The 19,488-nt window shown below is 33.5% G+C and carries 20 protein-coding genes; 16 read left to right on the top strand and 4 right to left on the bottom strand.

Annotation, left to right across the window (positions count from 1 at the left end; all coding sequences use genetic code 11):
- Nucleotides 1-86: 86 nt before the first annotated feature.
- Nucleotides 87-707: a hypothetical protein gene (locus tag AC1M36_RS13475; RefSeq protein ID WP_336451894.1), complete on the bottom strand. Its 621-nt coding sequence runs from the start codon at nt 705-707 to the stop codon at nt 87-89.
- A gap of 330 nt (nt 708-1,037) precedes the next feature.
- Here AC1M36_RS13475 and AC1M36_RS13470 point away from each other — a divergent pair, with 330 nt between their 5' ends.
- The 3 genes from AC1M36_RS13470 to AC1M36_RS13460 are packed head-to-tail and all read left to right on the top strand — an operon-like array spanning nt 1,038 to nt 3,600.
- Entirely contained in the window at nt 1,038-1,802 is a 765-nt protein-coding gene (locus tag AC1M36_RS13470) for a DUF2087 domain-containing protein (RefSeq protein WP_336451895.1), read from the top strand.
- A gap of 16 nt (nt 1,803-1,818) precedes the next feature.
- Nucleotides 1,819-2,172, top strand: coding sequence for a GIY-YIG nuclease family protein (locus AC1M36_RS13465; protein WP_431612886.1), 354 nt, complete (start codon nt 1,819-1,821; stop codon nt 2,170-2,172).
- An 18-nt stretch (nt 2,173-2,190) separates the two neighbouring features.
- Nucleotides 2,191-3,600 (top strand): MATE family efflux transporter, encoded by a 1,410-nt coding sequence (locus AC1M36_RS13460; RefSeq protein ID WP_431612887.1) that lies wholly within the window; start codon nt 2,191-2,193, stop codon nt 3,598-3,600.
- A gap of 66 nt (nt 3,601-3,666) precedes the next feature.
- On the opposite strand, the gene AC1M36_RS13455 is transcribed toward AC1M36_RS13460, so the two are convergent.
- On the bottom strand, nt 3,667-4,365 hold the full coding sequence (locus tag AC1M36_RS13455) for a Type 1 glutamine amidotransferase-like domain-containing protein (protein ID WP_336451898.1): 699 nt from the start codon (nt 4,363-4,365) through the stop codon (nt 3,667-3,669).
- A 356-nt stretch (nt 4,366-4,721) separates the two neighbouring features.
- Between AC1M36_RS13455 and AC1M36_RS13450 the strand changes: the two genes are divergently transcribed.
- The 5 genes from AC1M36_RS13450 to AC1M36_RS13430 are packed head-to-tail and all read left to right on the top strand — an operon-like array spanning nt 4,722 to nt 7,992.
- Entirely contained in the window at nt 4,722-5,135 is a 414-nt protein-coding gene (locus tag AC1M36_RS13450; RefSeq protein ID WP_336451899.1) for a BlaI/MecI/CopY family transcriptional regulator, read from the top strand.
- 4 nt (nt 5,136-5,139) lie between these two features.
- Nucleotides 5,140-5,952: a M56 family metallopeptidase gene (locus tag AC1M36_RS13445; protein ID WP_336451900.1), complete on the top strand. Its 813-nt coding sequence runs from the start codon at nt 5,140-5,142 to the stop codon at nt 5,950-5,952.
- Nucleotides 5,953-6,007: 55 nt separating this feature from the next.
- On the top strand, nt 6,008-6,721 hold the full coding sequence (locus tag AC1M36_RS13440) for a cytochrome c biogenesis CcdA family protein (protein ID WP_336451901.1): 714 nt from the start codon (nt 6,008-6,010) through the stop codon (nt 6,719-6,721).
- An 18-nt stretch (nt 6,722-6,739) separates the two neighbouring features.
- Nucleotides 6,740-7,294 carry a TlpA family protein disulfide reductase gene (locus tag AC1M36_RS13435; RefSeq protein ID WP_479845949.1) on the top strand — a complete coding sequence of 185 codons (555 nt, stop codon included), beginning with the start codon at nt 6,740-6,742 and terminating at the stop codon, nt 7,292-7,294.
- A 14-nt stretch (nt 7,295-7,308) separates the two neighbouring features.
- Entirely contained in the window at nt 7,309-7,992 is a 684-nt protein-coding gene (locus tag AC1M36_RS13430) for a prolipoprotein diacylglyceryl transferase family protein (protein ID WP_336451903.1), read from the top strand.
- A 166-nt stretch (nt 7,993-8,158) separates the two neighbouring features.
- On the opposite strand, the gene AC1M36_RS13425 is transcribed toward AC1M36_RS13430, so the two are convergent.
- On the bottom strand, nt 8,159-8,704 hold the full coding sequence (locus tag AC1M36_RS13425; protein WP_336451904.1) for a helix-turn-helix domain-containing protein: 546 nt from the start codon (nt 8,702-8,704) through the stop codon (nt 8,159-8,161).
- A gap of 147 nt (nt 8,705-8,851) precedes the next feature.
- Between AC1M36_RS13425 and AC1M36_RS13420 the strand changes: the two genes are divergently transcribed.
- The 8 genes from AC1M36_RS13420 (at nt 8,852) to AC1M36_RS13385 (ending at nt 18,677) form a co-directional block, all read left to right on the top strand.
- Nucleotides 8,852-10,198 (top strand): D-serine ammonia-lyase, encoded by a 1,347-nt coding sequence (locus AC1M36_RS13420; protein WP_336451905.1) that lies wholly within the window; start codon nt 8,852-8,854, stop codon nt 10,196-10,198.
- Nucleotides 10,199-10,524: 326 nt separating this feature from the next.
- Nucleotides 10,525-11,772 carry a DUF445 domain-containing protein gene (locus AC1M36_RS13415; protein WP_336451906.1) on the top strand — a complete coding sequence of 416 codons (1,248 nt, stop codon included), beginning with the start codon at nt 10,525-10,527 and terminating at the stop codon, nt 11,770-11,772.
- 470 nt (nt 11,773-12,242) lie between these two features.
- A complete protein-coding gene (locus tag AC1M36_RS13410) occupies nt 12,243-12,881 on the top strand; it encodes a response regulator transcription factor (RefSeq protein ID WP_336451907.1) in 639 nt (212 codons plus the stop codon).
- 4 nt (nt 12,882-12,885) lie between these two features.
- Nucleotides 12,886-13,989 (top strand): sensor histidine kinase, encoded by a 1,104-nt coding sequence (locus AC1M36_RS13405; protein ID WP_336451908.1) that lies wholly within the window; start codon nt 12,886-12,888, stop codon nt 13,987-13,989.
- 132 nt (nt 13,990-14,121) lie between these two features.
- The gene (locus tag AC1M36_RS13400) at nt 14,122-15,060 is read left to right on the top strand and encodes an ABC transporter ATP-binding protein (RefSeq protein WP_336451909.1); all 939 of its coding nucleotides are present in this window, start codon (nt 14,122-14,124) and stop codon (nt 15,058-15,060) included.
- A 36-nt stretch (nt 15,061-15,096) separates the two neighbouring features.
- Nucleotides 15,097-16,206: an ABC transporter permease gene (locus tag AC1M36_RS13395; protein WP_431612889.1), complete on the top strand. Its 1,110-nt coding sequence runs from the start codon at nt 15,097-15,099 to the stop codon at nt 16,204-16,206.
- Nucleotide 16,207: 1 nt separating this feature from the next.
- On the top strand, nt 16,208-17,353 hold the full coding sequence (locus AC1M36_RS13390; protein ID WP_431612890.1) for an ABC transporter permease: 1,146 nt from the start codon (nt 16,208-16,210) through the stop codon (nt 17,351-17,353).
- 112 nt (nt 17,354-17,465) lie between these two features.
- Nucleotides 17,466-18,677 (top strand): phospholipase D-like domain-containing protein, encoded by a 1,212-nt coding sequence (locus tag AC1M36_RS13385; protein ID WP_336451912.1) that lies wholly within the window; start codon nt 17,466-17,468, stop codon nt 18,675-18,677.
- A gap of 91 nt (nt 18,678-18,768) precedes the next feature.
- On the opposite strand, the gene AC1M36_RS13380 is transcribed toward AC1M36_RS13385, so the two are convergent.
- Nucleotides 18,769-19,200, bottom strand: coding sequence for a GNAT family N-acetyltransferase (locus AC1M36_RS13380; protein WP_336451913.1), 432 nt, complete (start codon nt 19,198-19,200; stop codon nt 18,769-18,771).
- Nucleotides 19,201-19,488 lie beyond the last annotated feature (288 nt).

Raw genomic sequence — 19,488 nt, 5'->3', positions numbered from 1 at the left:
AATTGAGAATTTTGGCTTTTTTTATGGTGAAATAATGAAAAAAGACTAACCAAAAGAGAGAGTTAGTCCTAAAAGAAGATTAAAAGTTAATATTTAAACTGTGGTTCTGTTTGAAGATAATAGCCATTTCTTACATGACCAGTCCAGTTTGCAAAAAACTGCCTCCATGAAACACTATTAAAAAATGAATCTATGGATTGTGTTTCAGAATTCCAATCTAAAATTAAAAATGGAGCATTTCCTAATTGCCAAATTCCTCTGTTAACATCAGTTCCTGTTTCTCGAATTAATAATAACGGAAGCCCATATTGATACCCCATGGAAGGTTCAATCTGTGAAAAAGGAGTTCCTTCCCAAAATGGATCTTGAGGTTGAAATGCTCCTACATTGGTTCTAATTCCTTGCACAAAAAACATTTGGAAATTTACTGCTACTAAACCATAACTTGATAAAATCATTCGTCGTATACTTGTTAATGGTGACTCAGGGTATTGATCACTTCGTGGGATTGTACGTGGGAAAAGAAGAGCTTGTTCAATTTCAAGAATCAATCGATCTAGAAATTGTTGTTGTAGTTGGTTAAGCGTATTTATAGTACTTAAAAATACAGGGATTCGAAAAGCTTGATCTATAGCAGCCTGAAGTTTTAATGATGTAAATACACCTTGTCCAGTGTTTACATAAGGTTTATTGTCTGTATTCTCCATTATATTCCTCCTTTCTTAATTATTTATAATATATGCATATAGAGGTTTAAAGTGAGGAATTGTACATTTTTATTAAGTTAACTATATTTTGTTTATAAGTAAAGACCCGCTAATAATATTTATTAGCGAGTTTATCTAATACTTTCAAATGGGGATATTTTTCCTTTAATAGGGATTTGTTTTTTATCTAAACGATTTTAAAAATGTTTATAAAATGGATAAACAAAATATTGAAATGTTTATTTTAGTTGTGTTAAGATGATGAAGTGATAATAAACGATATCGTGATTTGTTTGTGTTTATAATAAACTACTTGGAGGATTGTTTAGTATGAATGATATTTCAGAGAAGTTTTGGGATGCGTCAATCGAAGAATTAAAGAAAGGGTATGTGTTTGAAGAAGAAGCAGAAGAATATATTTGTTTAGCTTGTGGGGAGTCATTTATAAAAGGTGTAATTTATCAAGACAATCAAGTTTTATATGAAGCCGAGAAGTTTGTACAATTACACATTCAAAATGAGCATACGTCTATGTTTGATTATTTATTGAACCTTGATAAAAAATATACAGGTTTAACGGATTTGCAAAAGAAGATGGTTCAATTTTTTTACATGGGATTCAATGATAAAGAAATTGTGAAAGAGATGGATGGGGGCAGTACATCGACAATTCGTAATCATCGCTTCACATTGCGTGAGAAGATGAAGCAAGCGAAAGTATTTTTAGCACTCATGGAACTGTCCGAAGAAAAATCAAAAGTGCCATCTAAATTTGTACCTATTCATAGAACAGCTACGATGGTGGACGATCGGTACAATATTACGGAAGAAGAAAATGATGAAGTATTAAAGTTGCATTTTACAGAAGGATTAGACGGTCCACTGGCAAAATTTCCGAAAAAACAAAAACGTAAATTAATTATATTACGTCATTTAATAAAAAAATTTAATAGTAACGAAAAGTACACAGAAAAAGAAGTGAATGAAGTTTTGGAAAGTGTATATCCAGACTTTGTAACTTTAAGAAGGTATTTAATTGAATATGGTTTTTTAGATCGAACGCCTGATGGAAGTCAATATTGGGTGAAGTTATAAGGAAGGGGAAAGGAAAATGAATAGAAGAGCAGAATTAAAACAACGATACAAAGAGATAGAGGTTAAAGCAGGTATTTATCGTATTACAAATACAAAAAACCAAAAAATGTATATTGAGAGTACGACGAATTTAAAGACGATGAGTGGTAGACGTTTTGAACTCAATGTAGGTTCTCATACAAATAGAACATTGCAAGAAGACTGGAAGCAATACGGTGCAGATGCCTTTGAATTTGAAGTGCTAGAAGTCTTGAAAAAGAAAGAGACTGGGTATTTTAATGCTAAGGAAGAATTGAAAAAATTAGAAGAGAAGTGGCTGGAGGAATTGCAGCCATATGGAGAGCGCGGGTACAACCGAGCAATCTCTTAATAAAAGGAGAAATGAAAGTTGAAATCACCGGCAAATAATATTCAAGAAGGTGTAGAATCACAAAATCAACAAAAAGAAGGGAAGCCAATATGGAAATCAATGTCCATGTTTTTAGTTCCCTTACTTTTAAGTAATGTATTACAATCAGTTGGACAGTTGTTTGGGATGGTAGTGGTAGGACGATGGCTTGGTGAACAAGATTTAGCTGCTATTTCAGCATTCTTTCCATTGTTTTTCTTACTTGTTTCGTTTGTAATTGGAATCGGATCTGGTAGTTCCATTTTAATTGGTCAGGCTTTTGGAGCGCGTAATGAGGAGCGTTTAAAGGCTATTGTTGGTACAACACTTACATTTACGTTTATCATAGGAGTTGTTTTGGCAGTAGTAGGAAATGTATTTGCCATGGATATTATGCGCTTTATGGGGACACCGGAAAATATTATTGATATGAGTGTACATTATGCACGTATTTTATTTATTTCCATGCCGGTTTTATTCTTATATTTTGCATATACAACATTTATGCGAGGTACAGGAGATTCTAAAACGCCATTTTATTTCTTGATTGTTAGTACAGTACTGAACATGATATTATTACCTATTCTTATTTTTGGCTGGCTCGGAATGCCGAAGCTTGATGTGTATGGCGCTGCTTATGCCTCTGTTATATCAACAATTATAACATTTGTTGTCATGCTTATTTATTTAAAGAAGAAAAACCATCCATTGCAATTGGATGAAACAGTCCGAAAATACCTTCGTATGGATTGGGAATTATTAAAGTTATTATTACGCCTTGGTATTCCTGCAAGTATTAATATGATCTTAGTTTCGTTATCTGAAATTGCAGTAATTGCATTTGTAAATCGCTTCGGTTCTGATGCGACTGCAGCCTATGGAGTCGTGAACCAAGTCGCAAGTTATGTACAAATGCCAGCAGTTAGCCTTGGGATTACTGTATCTATTTTTGCTGCACAATCCATTGGTGCGAATCAATTCGATCGATTACAGAAAGTCGTTCGAGCTGGGATTGTGCTGAACTATATTATCGGTGGTGTATTAATCGCTCTAATTTACATGTTTTCAAGAGAGATTTTATCACTGTTCCTAACAAATCCAGATACAATTGAAATTGCGCATAGTTTAGTTATGATTACGCTTTGGAGTTATTTAATTTTCGGTCATGCACAAATTATTGGTGCGACGATGCGGGCGAGCGGAACCGTACTATGGCCAACTATTATCGGTGTTGTATCGATTTGGCTTGTGGAAGTACCGGTTGCTTATTTCTTATCATACCATACGGATCTTGGTATAGAAGGTATATGGATTGGATATCCAGCAGCGTTTATTGTAAGTTTAATTTTACAATACGCGTACTATAAATTTTCATGGCAGAAGAAACGGATTGCGAGGCTTGTTAGTTAAATAGAAAACAAATAAAAGTGTCCCTGGGCTTTCTAGTTTAGGGACACTTTTATTTTATATGAGTACTCATAAATAACTTTTTAAAGTTACATCGAAATGGTGTCTCATGAGTGTTCCATCATGCATATAGAATTCCCAAGCTTTCTCTGGATCTCCGATAATCTCAAAGGAATTTTCGGTTATATATAAAGCACAGTTATCCTCTAAAGCGATTCCTTCGATGTTACGTGCGTGGTTTTGTAAGAATAGATGGAAGGCGGTTGCTCTATCTGGCTGATTGTAATGAGGACAGAGATGTTTATTTATTATATTCCAGCCATCGCTTTCTACATAACCATCTCCTTTATAATTAGAACGAAGCCCGGTTGTAAACCAGCACATAGCACCAGCGCTATACCCTGCAATGAATGTTTCATTGTGCAAGGCAGCTATTAACTTTTCATCTATTTTGTTTTCCTTCCACTTTTCAAGCATATTGATATAATTTCCTCCGCCTAGATAGATAAGGTCCGCAAAATGGATCATTTCACTTATTTTATCTTCGCTAGGACATTCTTTTATGCAGCATAGAATGTGAACATCACATTGTAACTGCTTTTCAAATGTTTCTCTAAAGTCTTTTATATACTCTTCATCATCATTGCTTGCTGTTGGGATAAACAATACTCTTGGAGATTGTTTCCCAGTTACCTCTATAAGTCGTTGATTTATATGGAAATGATCTGTTTGTTCAAAGTAACCTCCACCAATTACAGCTAATTTCATAATGAATCACCACCTAATAGATTTTTGTTATTGATAAAGTTTCGCTGTAGAGAAGTTTCTTTCCTTCTGTAACAAAAGATGAAAATGAAAAAGCGTGCATGAATAAGGAAAAGGGATGTACGGTATTTTAACATATGTTCCGAAAAGAAGTCCCCTTCCTCAAGGAACGAGAAGGGCGTGGCCCAGCGAGTAGGCTTGTGGAGGAGAATTAGCAATAAAAGAGAAAGTCTGTTGACTTTTGAAGCTCCCACTTCAAACAGACTGTAAGGTCGTTAAGTGGTGGGTAGTTCACTAAATCTATATTTGACCTTTCGTTTATTTTATACTACAATTTGTAGTGTGAAAGGAGACATAGTATGTTTACCCAAAACTATAAATTAAATGAGCAAGGATTAAACCATTTCTTTGGACCGCTCGAAGCGAAGATTATGGAGATTATTTGGAATACCCCGGATATTACCATCAAAGAAGTTCAGCAAAAACTAGGTGAAGATTCTCCTGTGAATTTTAATACAGTAATGACTGTAATGAATCGCTTAGTAGAAAAAGGACACTTGCAAAAACAAATGGTAAAAAGAAGCGGTGTATACCGTGCTGTACAAACAAAAGAGTCCTTTTTATCAAATCAAACAAAGAAAATGACACAGGAATTGATGGGGGAATTTGGTGATCTCGTTGTGAATCACATGTTAGATGAACTAGACCAAGCTGATCCAGTTTTAATAAAGAAGTTAGAAGAAAAACTCAATCAACTGAAAAAAGAGGACTAGTGTGATGAAGTGGCAAATACGAAAAATGATATTGTTAGCAAGCATCATTAGTATTCTCTTTTTTGGTATGTTAGTGTACTACGTTACATATCCATTTTTCTTCGGAAATAAGGCATTTTTTCTATCACAGTTTTGTCTATTTGAGTTGCAAAAGCACATGAGAGAATTATCAATCATTCGCATCGTAATGGGAAGCTTGTTATTATTCACCTTATTTGTTATGTGTAAAAGAGTATGGAAGCAGTTTTTCTATAGCCAAAAATTAAAGAGGAATCTAGTTAGGATTACTCGTAAAGAAAAACAATTGTACTTGTTGCCGTCATTAGAAGTTGCAGCATTTACTATCGGAGTCATTCATCCAAAAATTGTCCTTTCAGAAGGTCTATTTCAATCTTTTTCAGAAGAAGAAATCGATGCAATTGTATTACATGAGGAATATCATCAAAAAAATCTTGATCCCTTAAAATTGTTTCTGTTTACGGTGTTAGCTGAAGGAATGGTATATATCCCGGTATTGAAAGGGATGTTACAGCGTTATCATACGTATCAGGAGCTATTGGCGGACAAATATGCGATGGATCAAATGAAATCATCGTTTGAATTAGGTAGTGCACTGTTAAAATTAATGAAAATAAAAACAGCATCTAATCCGTTTATAACAGCTTCTTTTGCGAAGACGGCAATCAATTTACGTATTGAACAAATTGTTAGCCCGTCATCTATAAAGCTCAGCATGCCGTTACATACGAATTCTGTTTACATGACTATGGGGCTATTTCTTATTTCGTTTGTACTGATTATTGGAGAGTGCATATAGCCTCTTTTTTTAATATCGAACACTACTTTTTGTAGTGTTTTGTAGGAGGAGTAAAATGAACGCAGCAGATTTAACGATATGGCTTGTAGTAGGTGCAGGGATTCTTTCGTTTGTATCACCCTGTTCGTTGCCACTATATCCATCTTATTTATCGTATATTACAGGTGTTTCTATTCAAGATTTAAAAGAAAAACGCGGTATGATGCAAAAAACAGCACTGATGCACACATTGTTTTTTATAATCGGTTTTTCCGTTATATTTTATGCATTAGGTTTATCTGTAAGTTGGATTGGTGTAACATTTTCATCCAATCAAAGACTTATTCAACAAATCGGTGGAATCTTTATTATTATTATGGGTTTATTTATGACAGGGCTCATTCAACCGAAATGGCTTATGTCTGAAAAGAAATTTCATTATAAAAGTAAATCAACTGGATATATTCGTTCTATTTTTGTTGGTATGACATATGCAGCTGGATGGACACCATGCGTGGGACCAATATTCTCAGCAGTATTAATGCTCGGTGCAACTAACCCAGATGAGGCACTTCTTTATATTACAGCTTATACACTTGGGTTTGCGGTTCCGTTCTTTGTTATGGCATTTTTTATAAGTAAGGTCAAATGGATCGTTACATATGCCAGTGCCATGATGAAAATTGGCGGTAGCATGATGATTTTGACAGGTATTTTACTTTATACGAACCAAATGACGAAAATAACAGCATTCTTTATCAGGTTATTTGATGGATTTACAGGATTTTAAAAAATAGGGGGAAAGAAAGTGAAAAAACTAATTGCAATTATACTGGCTGGAGTACTTATTTGGGCTGGAGTTAACTTTTATAATTCCAAGCAAGAAGAAAAAGAACGGAAAGCGAAACAAGCAGCACAGCAAGAGAAAGAAGTATTACCTCAAGTAGGATTTAAGGCACCGAAAATTACACTTAAAGGATTAGATGGAAAGCTTTATTCATTAAATGATGCAAAAGGTAAACCGTATATTATTAACTTTTGGGCATCATGGTGTGGTCCATGTGAGATGGAAGCACCGGACTTAGTACATCTTTATGATAAATATAAAGGAGAAATCGAAATTTTTGCGGTTAATGCAACGGTGAGCGATCCAGTACAAGAAGCAAAGGCATTTGCGGATCGTTTCGGATTTAAGTTTCCTGTTTTACTAGACATGGATGGAGTGGCTGGTCTTGATTATAAAGTTTTTTCATTACCAACAACGTTTTTTGTTGATAAAGATGGAATTATTGTAGACCAAGCACGCGGAGTATTACCCCCGGATCAATTGGAAAAGAAATTTAAACAATTGATTGAGCAGTAAAAGGAGTTCATGGAATGATGGAATGGATGGTAAAAATACAGCCGATTTCTCCCATAGTGGGAAGTTTGTTTGGACTCATGCTCATGAAATTAAAAATGAAAAGTCAAGGTCTTTTATATGAAAGAATGATGGATGCCATAACAAATGGATTTTTAATCATTATTTTAACATGGAAATTCGCACCAGTAATTTTGAATCCAGGGTGGGCTTTTCAATCGCCATGGCAAGCGTTATTAGCTGTAGGGAGTACTCATCACATTATAATTGGTTGTTTCATTGCAAGCGGATATATTGTATGGCGTAGTAAAAAGGTTGATTACTCGCTTTCTATTTTATTAGACATACTTCCATTTGGAATAGGGAGCATCATCATTTTCTATTTTTTATTCCATCAAAAGGTTGGTTTGCAGACAACAATGCCGTGGGGAATGAAACTTTATGATTCAAAGTTTTCTTATCATCCTATATACATGTATGAAATCATTATAGCAATTTGTATAATGGGATGGTTGTGGGTACAAAAGGAGAGACTAGGAACTAGAAAATACATAAGTTATTTTCTAATTGTAGAAGGAACTGCCCATATTTTTATTTCGCTTATAAGTGATCAAGTTCCGTTATTATTTGGTCTATCTATGCAGCAGTTACTTATTTTTGTTATGATTAGTATAGGTATTGTATTGCTTCCGAAAAAATAAAAACAGCAACACGCGAACGATTATTCGTGTGTTGCTGTTTTTTTAGTATTTTTATACATTGTATGAACCGATATCTTTTTATTTTGTCTCTCTTTACAACCATCAGTAAAAGGGCAATACATATTATTTATATATTGCCCTTTTACTGTATTTTTAGCTGAATGTATTAGAAGATAGGTGGGGTAACTGAAAATAAGACAACTGCATTTTGATTAAAATTATTTATCCATTTATGTTTTAAATACGCTGGTATCTTTACACTATCACCAGTTTCTAATATATACTCTTCTTCATCTAAATACACTGTAATCTTCCCTTCTAAAACAAATGCAACTTCTTCTCCTTTATGCTCTAGAAGATTTTCCGAGGAAGAAGTGTTCGGAGGCACAGTCATAAGTGTTGTTGCTAAATTTCCTGTGAAATCTGGTGATAACAATTCATAGGATAAATTATCAATAATCATTTTTTTTCGTTGATTGGACCGTACGATTAAATCATCTGTATTTGTTTCTTCGAGTAAAAAACTAAATGTTGGAACATCAAGAGCTTTAGCTAATACTTTTAATGTTTGGATGGAAGGGTTAGCGGAACCACGTTCAATTTGACTTAGCATAGACGGCGTAATTTCAGCCATCCTTGCTAGTTCTTTACTACTTAAACCTTTGACTTTTCTTTGTTTTTCGATCTTTTTACCGATATCTATATTTTCCATGATAGATTCTCCTTAATAAGATTTAATTATATTTAAAAAAATTAAATTTAAATTAACGTAAATGCGATTTTATGTTAAACTGTATTAAAATTAATTTAATTATAATTTATTATATAGCTGGCTACAAGGACATGAGGAGGAAGAGAAATGAAGGGGATAGAGGAATTGAAAGAACAATATCCACTATTAAACAATCTAATTTCATTGGAAGAAATATTTTGGGTGAATCCGAACATTGGAAATTTCCAAACAGCGATACAAGCTTCTCCGCTTACGGAGGACGATGTAAAAGGTGCTGAAGAGAGATTAAAGCGTTTCGCACCATATATTGCAAAAGTTTTCCCAGAAACGAAAGGGACGAATGGGATTATAGAATCTCCTTTAGTTAGAATACCTTCTATGAAACATTCTTTGGAGAAAAATTACGGGCAACCTCTATTAGGAGAAATAGTATTAAAATGTGATAGTCACCTTCCGATATCAGGCTCAATCAAGGCTAGAGGTGGCATTTATGAAGTGTTGAAACACGCAGAAGAATTAGCTTTTCAGCACGAAATGTTAACGGAGCAAGATGATTATTCAATTTTAGATAGTGATAGATTCAGAGACTTTTTCGCAGAGTATTCTATTGCGGTAGGATCAACTGGGAATTTAGGGCTTAGTATCGGCATTATGAGTGCTAAGTTAGGCTTTAATGTAACTGTTCACATGTCAGCTGATGCGAAACAATGGAAAAAAGATTTACTAAGAAGTAAAAATGTAACGGTTATTGAATATGAAGCGGATTATAGTAAAGCGGTAGAAGAGGGGAGATTGCAAGCGGAGGCAGACCCTCATTGCTATTTTGTTGATGATGAAAATTCTCATGATTTATTTTTAGGGTACGCGGTGGCAGCATCTCGATTGCAAAAACAGTTAGAAGGGTTAGACATTGTAGTAGATGAAGAACATCCTTTATTCGTTTACCTTCCGTGCGGGGTAGGTGGTGGACCTGGAGGAGTCGCATTTGGTTTAAAGTTATTGTATAAGGACAATGTCCATTGCTTTTTTGCAGAGCCTACTCATTCACCATGTATGTTACTCGGTTTAATGACTGGGCTTCATGATAAAATTGCGGTTCAAGATATTGGTATCGATAATGTAACAGATGCGGATGGTCTTGCAGTAGGAAGACCATCTGGATTTGTCGGTAAAACGATGGAACCGTTTCTAAGTGGGAATTACACAGTTAGCGATGAAGAGTTATATAAGTTGTTAAAAGAGCTTGCTGATACAGAAAAAATCTACTTAGAGCCTTCTGCACTAGCAGGTATGATAGGACCAGTTAAATTATGTAAAGAAGGAAAAGAGTATTTACAAAAGCATCATTTAACAGAAAAAGCAAGAAAAGGTACACATATCGTTTGGGGAACTGGTGGCAGCATGGTTCCAGAAGAAGTGATGATGCAATATTATCAAAAGGGTTTGAATTTAGCGTTAGAGGAACGAAAGTAAAAAAGATGAAGCTTGGATAATCTGTACTCTTTGTAAAGGATATTTTAAAAAAGTTATGCAACATCAAGAAGATGATTTCTGTATTCAACAGGAGTCATCTTTTTTATTTAAATAAGATTACTGATATTTAAAGGAGTGGATGGAAAGTACTCTAACTTGCTACATATTTAATTAGTAGTTGTAGCAAATACTAAAATTCTTTGTTATTTTTAAAGCGGTTCATTATAGTATAGGTATAAGCTTTTATAAAATATAAAGAGTTACTAATATGAATTGAATACAATGAAGAAGCTTCATTTCATATAACAAGAGGGTGTGTGTATACAATGTCATTACAGTCAAAATATTTAGCAGGTATTTCACTTGGGGTGATGGGAGTTGGTTTTGCTGCAACAATCCCGTTTCAAGGAACAGTAGCAGGAGAGATTATACAAGGTGGATTTGAAGCGGGATTAGTAGGTGGACTGGCTGACTGGTTTGCTGTTACAGCGCTATTTCGTCATCCGATGGGGATTCCAATTCCGCATACAGCGCTGCTCCCTAAAAATCGGAAACGGGTTACAAAGGGGCTCATTTCTACACTGGAAAATGAGTGGCTGACGAAGGAAAGCATAACAGGTAAAGTGAAAGAAATGCAATTGACGCAAATGGTGTTACAAATTGCTGAAAGAGAGATGCAATCGGATACTGTAAAAAAAGGGATTGTGACAATTGCTGAAAAAGCAATTCTTCAAATGAATACCGAAAAATTAGCTATTGTAATTGAAAAAGAATTAAAAACATATTTATATACGATTAATACAGGAAATATACTGCAAGTTCTTATTGATCAATTGGTTGTGCAAGAATACGATGAAAAAACACTTGATTATATGTTAGTTAAAGCGAAAGAGTGGACAGCCCAAGAGGAGGCTCGTTATCAGCTTGGAAGCTTAGGAATGAAAGCGATGGAAAATATAAAGGTAGATGGATTTTTGCAGTTTACTCTTAAATCGTTCATGAATATTGTGGATGAAGAAAAAATTGGAAGTATATTGCAGAAGTTTGTAATTAGTAATATTAGTAGTTTGCAGGATCCTGATAATAGTACGAGACAACTTATATTAATGAAAATACGTCAAGAACTTATGAATGTTAAGGAAAATGAGGCGGTATTACAGGAATTAGAGAATTGGAAAGAAAATTGGATTACAAATTGGAATGCTGCTGAGAAAATAACAGAATTGTTAGGACAAGCACAAGAAAAAGCAGTCGCTTTTATTAAAAAAGAAGAATTTGCAGATCAATATCTTCTTCCATTTTTAACGAAACAAATGAACAAATTGAAAGAAGATCCGGTAACAGTTCAAAAAATGGAAGACTGGTTGCAAAAGCAAATTGTAAACCTTGTTGAAAACAATCATTCTAAGATTGGAAAGCTTGTACAAGAAAATCTTGATAAGTTAGATGATCAAACATTAATTGAAATGATTGAAAATAACGTCGGCAAAGATTTGCAGTGGATTCGAGTGAACGGTGCTGTTTGTGGATTTATGATTGGGTTGGTGTTAGAAGGATTGAAGGCTGTGATATAAGCTGAAGGTAGGTCATATTAATTATAAAAAATAAATCAAAAACCTTTTACATGATATAACAAATGTGAAAGGTTTTTGATTATAGATTTTTAATTTTCAAGAACATTCACATTCAAATTATAAGTTTTTTGGATATATATAAATGATGAGCACCGTTCCCAACCTTTAATGTATTTTTATACCATTGTTCTTGCTTGTTTGTATCAGGATATTCTTCTGAAGAATTATTCGTATTTTTCTTTAATTCTTCTACACCCTCCCATCCTATAGTTCCTTCAGATTCTTTTTGGTTGGTGATTGCTGATAGTGTTATATCACTATTTTTGTAAAAAGAATAATATATTTTGCGTATACAAACCACTTCGAAAATGTAAAAAAATAGTTTAGTGCAGTATATAATAGGCGATAGGGAAATGTTACATAGAGAAAGGATGTGAACGTTAGTAGGGAGGAGGCCTCTACTAAGGACCATGAAAATAAAAATATTAATAGCGGATGATAACTCATTTATTAGAGAAGGCATGAAAATTATTTTAAATACATATGAAGAGTTCGAAGTATTAGATACTGTAAATGATGGAAAAGAAGCTGTAGCGTATTGTAAAAAATATGAAGTTGATATTGCACTTTTAGATGTTCGTATGCCAAACATGAATGGTGTAGAAGCGACGAAGTTAATTTGTGAAGAGACGAAAACGAAACCGCTTATTTTAACGACGTTTGATGATGATGAATATATCTTGGACGCAGTAAAAAACGGAGCGAAAGGTTATTTACTAAAAAATAATGATCCAGAGCGTATTCGTGATGCAATAAAAGGAGTATATAACGGCCAAACTGTTATGCAAGATGTTGTTCTTGATAAAATTAAGAGTAATTTACTCGAAAATAAAGAAGCGGAGCCTAAAATAGATAAGAGCCTTTTCACAGAAAGAGAGCTTAGTATTATCGCATTAATTGCAAAAGGATTTTCTAATAAAGAAATTTCGAAGCAACTTTTCATATCAGAAGGAACCATTGCAAATTATATTACATCTATTTTAGGGAAAACTGGACTTGAACATCGCACGCAAATTGCGATTTATTATTTAACAGGGAAAGTAGATTAATGTTATGGAATTTTGGTTAACTGTAAGTAAATTCATTGTCTTTTTATATATTGTGTTTAGTTACATTCACTCAAATGTTACGAACTTACCGTGGGTTATATTTACGTTGCTTTTATATCTTTCTGTAAACGTGACGATTTCTATATTAAAGAAAGATACGTATAAAAAAGTATTAATCTGTGCGTCAATAGGTGTAGTCATACTATTTACATGGAAGGTTCATCCGTTTTTTATTTTATTTTTATCTTTGAACTTATACGAAGTCGTAAGTTATTACATAGAAAAGAAGTGGCAAATCTTTTTCATAATGATCCTTCCCATCATTTTTATAGGTGATGATATTCAAATGACATATGGGCTCATTAGCGCATTTTGTTTTCTCGCTTTAACGATAGCAGACCGTTATATAGCTCACTTACTAAAGTTAGAAATACAAAATGATAAGATGCGAAAAGATATGCAAAGACTTACGAAAAGTTTAAATGAAAATAAAGAGTACATAAGGCAATCAGAATATACATTTAAATTAGAAGAGAGAAACAGGTTATCACAAGAAATTCATGATAAAATTGGTCACTCGATGACAGGTGCTCTTATTCAAATGGAGGCTGCAAAGAGGTTAATGGAAATTGATAAAGTGAAAGCGGAGGAGTTATTACAAAATGCGATTCATATTTCAAAAGATGGGATTGAAAGTATTAGAATTACTTTAAAGAATATGAAACCACCAACTGAACAAGTTGGAATTCATCGTATGAAATTATTCATAGATGAATTTGCGAGCAAGCATGATGTAAAGATTCCTTTCGTATATAAAGGGAATTTAGATATGATTTCCCCAATTCAGTGGAAAATCATCGGTGAAAATGTTACAGAGGCGTTAACAAATGCGATGAAGTATGCAGAGGCAACGGTCATTTCAATTGATTTGCATGTTCTTAATAAGGTAATTAAAGTGCATGTGAAAGATAATGGGAAAGGAGCATCTCTTGTAAAAAAAGGGCTTGGTATTATTGGGATGGAAGAGAGAACAGCATCAATTAACGGGAAGATAATTGTAGATGGAACGGATGGTTTCTCGATAACGACGCTATTACCGATTTCCTAAATGAAGATTGTATGAATGATCTCATATGAAAAAAGTGAATAATCTCATGTGAAAAGAATGAACTTCTGCACTGAGCAGGTTCATTCTTTTTGTTTATAATAACAGCAGAGAAATCGAAATAGGGGTGAAATGATGAATACATTAGAAATAAAAAATTTAACGAAAAAATTTGGTGACTTCATCGCAGTAGATAATATGTCTTTATCAATTAAAGAAGGAGAAATATTTGGATTCTTAGGATCGAATGGTGCTGGTAAGAGTACAACAATTAATATGATTGCTGGCTTGTTAAGAAGTAATGAAGGTGAAATTAGCATGCTAGGAAAAAATATAAAGAAACATAATCGATTTGCGAAAATGAACATCGGCATTGTTCCACAAGATATAGCAATATACGAGGAGCTAACTGCCTATGAAAATGTGAAATTTTTTGCTGGATTGTACGGACTAAGAAGTGCTGAACTAAAAGCGAGAGTAGAGGAAGCACTTCAATTTGTAGGGCTTAGTGATAAACAGAAAAGTTATCCGAAAAACTTTTCTGGCGGGATGAAAAGAAGACTGAATATCGCTTGTGCAATTGCGCATAGACCGAAGTTAATTATTATGGATGAGCCGACAGTTGGAATTGATCCGCAGTCAAGAAACTATATTCTTCAGTCTGTCCGAAAATTAAATGAAATGGGAAGTACGGTTATATATACGAGTCACTACATGGAAGAAGTAGAAGAGATTTGTACGAAAATTGCAATTGTCGATCACGGTAAAGTGATTGCAGAAGGCACGAAAGAACAGTTAAAAGCGATTATTACAGACACGAAAGATATTTGGATTGAAGTGAAGTCAGTAGAAAATTTAGATGTAGAAAAGTTAAAAGAGATAAACGGTGTGAAAGCTGTTCAAATCGAAGAGAACGTAATTAAAGTAAACTCTGATGCAGGATTAAACAACTTAAATAAAATTATTCAACACTGCATTAATCATGATATTGAAATTCGTTCGTTAGAGGAGCAGGCTCCGAACTTAGAAACGGTATTCCTTACGTTGACTGGAAGAAACTTACGAGATAAATAAAATTGAATGAAGAAAAGGAAAAGGGAGGTTCATCGATTGAACATCTTCAATATTGCAGTTATGCACATTAAGAGAGATTTCAGGGACGTAAGAACTTTAGTTTTTATGTTAGCATTTCCGGTTGTGCTTATGCTTGTGTTAGGAACAGCGTTAAGTAATGCATTTAATAGCGATAGTCATTCGATTAAAGAAATACAAGTGCTTTATAAAGATGAAGCAAGTAGTACGTTTTCTCAATCATTTGAAGTATTTACGAAAGAAGTCGATAAATCAGGTATTCACTTTAAGAAAATTTCCGAAGGGATAGATGGGAAAGAAGAAGTGAAGCAAAATAAATATGCTGCTTATGTAGAATTAAATAAAGATGGTGCGAAATTTTACGGGAGCGACAGAAGTAGTGTCGAGGGAAGTATTGTGGAAGGAATGCTTACAACATTTGTTTATAAGTACAATGTAGCGGCCGAAGTTGTAAAAGTAGATCCTAGTAAGGTTAACGCAGTTATTTCAAATGGAAATCATAACGATTATATAAAGGAAACATCTTTACAAGCTGCTAAAAAACCAGGTTCTATGGATTATTATGCAGTTGTAATGACAACGATGATAGCGCTATATGCTGCAATGGGAGCGAGTTCTTTAATTCGAGGAGAACGAATACGTAAAACAGGAGATCGTCTCATTGCTGCGCCTATAAGTAAAGCTGAAATTTTCATTGGGAAAGTGCTCGGCAGTCTTGTAGCGAATGCGCTGTGTATATTGCTTGTCATTTTATTTAGCAAATTTGTTTTTCAAGCAAATTGGGGTGATCATCTCGGAATCATATTTCTTATTTTACTAACAGAAGTTTTTCTAGCAATTAGCTTCGGTTTAGGAATCGGATATATGACAAAAACAGGTGAAGCATCTAAAGCGATTATTATGGTTGTTGTGCAATTAGCTTCTATTTTTGGTGGGGCATACTTCGTAGTAGAAGAGAATTTCGTTACGAATTTATCGCCGTTAACTTGGTCCAATACAGCTGTTATAAAAATTATTTATGCAAATGACATAGGAGCGTCATTGCCAGTAATCTTTTTAAATATCGGAATTTCAGCACTCTTTTTATTAATTGCGATTATTGCATTACGCAGACGGGAGGGGCTATAGTATGAAAGATATTTTATGGCTTATACAAAAAACGTTATCTGTACTTTTGAAAAATAAAAAAGGGTTACTAATTATTATTAGTTTGCCGATAATAGGAACGCTTATCTCTTTTTCGATATATGGAAATGTAGGGCAAGGGACGTTAAATATCGGGGTTATAAATAAAGAAAATCAGCCGATAGCAAATGATACGGTGAAATTTTTAGAAGGGTTAAATCATGTAAAGGTAAGTAAAGTTAAGGAGTCTGAAGTAGAAGATAAACTTACTTCAAAAAAACTTGATGGTGTTATAACATTTCAGTCTGGTTTTTCACAAAGTGTTCGAGATGGGAAACCGAGTCGTATTGAGATTTCATCGATTAAAGGCGATCAAGTAACAGTATTTATAAAATCGTATTTATATAACTATGTTGATAATATCGCAGCGATTAGTAAAGTGGCAGGGACGGATCAAAGTACGTTTGATAATATGTATGCAGGGTACCAAAAAAGTTCATTTAAAGTAAAGTCTGAGACAATTGAAGATACTTCGAAAAATAAAGATATGACAAATCAAACGATGGGCTTCCTTATAGTGTTTATGCTATTTTCAGCGGTGAACTTCTCAGGATTTATTTTAAAAGAAAAAGAGAATAGAACGTATTTTAGATTATTATCAACACCGATAGATGGGAAGAAATTTATAGGATCTAATGTCGCGGTGAATATGATAATATTAACGATACAAATTGTAATTGCAGTATTATTTATGACGAATGTTTTTCATACGAATATAAATATGCCTTTCATAGTAATGGTTGGTGTACTTATGATATTTGCTTTAATAGCAATTGGTTTATCGTTAGTAATTGTGTCTTTTGCAAAAAATTCTACTGCTGCAAATGCGATGCAAAATATAGTTATTGTCCCAACATGTTTGCTCGCTGGATGTTATTTTCCGTATGACATCATGCCGAAAACAGTACAGAAAATAGCAGATTTTCTCCCACAGCGCTGGCTATTAGATACGATAGAGAAATTACAGCAAGGTATTCCTTTTTCTGAGTTATATTTAAATATTTTAATTTTATTCGCTTTTGCGATTGCTTTCTTCTTAATTGCTATCTATAAGTTTGGTAGAAATAATGATGCGAGGAATTTTATTTAATAGAAAGAGGATGCGGTATAATGCTGCATCTTTTTTTTGAAATTGTTCATAAAATATAATCTCTATTGCAATACTATCCGAAGACAATTATTTTGTACGGAAGGAAAACAAAATGGTGAAAAAGGTATTACGTATTATGTTTATTATCATGAGCATAGTAATTTTTCTCTTTATTTGGATGCATATTGATGTAACAATGGGGAGAAAGATAGAGAATGGGGAAAATCAACCGAAAGAATATGCTCCTCATTATAGTGACTTTCAATTATATGTGGAAGGTAAATCGTTATATAAACAGCTGTTTTCTGATATAAAAGAGGCGAAACATTCCATTTTCACTTTTTTCTATATTATTTCTGATGATGAAAGCAGTCATTCCTTTTTAAATTTGTTGAAAGAAAAAGCAGAGGAAGGAGTTCAAGTTTATTTATCGATTGACTGGATCAATGATCTATCATTCCAAAGAAAGCTTAAGAAGGAATTACAAGCAAGTGGTGTCCATTTTACATATAGTAGAAAGCCTGATTTTCCATTCTTTTTCTATTCATTACACCATCGTAATCACCGCCGTATTACAACGATAGATGGCAAAATAGGATATAGTGGTGGATTTAACATTGGTAATGAATACTTAGGGAAGGACAAGCGCTTTGGCTATTGGCGAGATTATCATGTGCGCTTGCAAGGAGAAGGAGTAAATGATTTAGAAGAACAGTTTGCGTTAGATTGGAAACGAGATACTTCAGAAGAAATTACGAGAGCAGCTCGACCAAATGTCAAAGGAAAAACGCTACATACGATGTCTAGTTATAATGGACATAAAGTTGTTGCGAAATATATGGAATTAATAAAACAAGCAAAGCATTCCATTGTGATTGCTACATCTTATTTTATACCGAGAGATAAAGAGCTCATGAATGCTTTAATTCAGGCGAGAAAACGCGGTGTATCGGTAAAGGTACTTTGGTCTTACAAACCAGATATTCCACTTATAAAAGAAGCAGCATATCCATATATCCGTCAGTCATTGCAGAATGGGATTGCTGTATATGGATATAAAAAAGGGATGTTTCATGGGAAATTAATGTTTATTGATAATGAAATGATAGCTATCGGAACAACAAATTTTACTTCGCGTGGTTTTCATATTAATGATGAAATGGATTTCTATATATATGGTGGTTCGATGATTCAACAAGTGAATCAAGCGTTAGAGCAGGATTTTCAAGATTCGAAAGAAATCACTTCATCATTTTTTGAACATTTATCATTCTTAGAGAAGTGCAAAGAAAAAATAGCGTGGGTGTTTAATTACTATTTATAATAAAGTAATTTGTATTTAAAAACGCTTAGAGAATAAACTCGAAGCGTTTTACTTTTTATTGTATAGGATTTTCAATTCAAGCTCTTAAAAATCAAACCATCGATAAGTCTTTTTTCAAATAGTAATGCTTAAAGTCTCTGCCGACATGATCAAGGACACCAAACACTTGATAACCGTGCTTTTTATAAAAATCTAATGCTTGAAAACTTAAAGTATCTACTTTTATGAAATCACAATTCTTTTCTAAAGCTATTTGTTCGATTTCCAATAAAAGTTTAGTTCCGTAACCTAGTTTGCGTATGTCTTCATCAATTATAAAAGTATGAATCTCTAACCAATTCCAACAAATTTCACCTAATATTCCTCCGCGGATCTTGTTGTCTTCATCTTTAAGAAATAAATGAATCTCCTGATACCTCCCTCTTAGATCTGTTGGGAAATACTTTAAATTATATTCATAAAGTTTATTATTAATGTTGTTTTTATTAGTCGTATTTAATTCTTTCGTAATATGTAAATCCATGTATTTTTCCTCCTGTAATTTCTTGTGAAATGATGAATATGAAATGAATTTCTCTTTTGAATAAGTTTTATCATCTCAATATACTTATTCTAACATAAAGTTCTTAATGTTCAGTTTTTTTATTTTCTAATATTCAAAAATGATAACTCGACCTAGCCTTCCACTTAGGCGTATAACGTCTTATTATTAACTCATGGAAAGTAATGCTATTTCGAGTTTTATTTTAACGGTTCAAATCATATAACATGTAAAAAGCGAGAATAAAATCTATAATATTTCACACTCGGA

Source organism: Bacillus sp. Medicinal_06, from assembly GCF_056711665.1.
The sequence above is the reverse complement of the archived record's forward strand: the minus strand, read 5'-3'. Positions and strand labels throughout refer to the sequence as shown.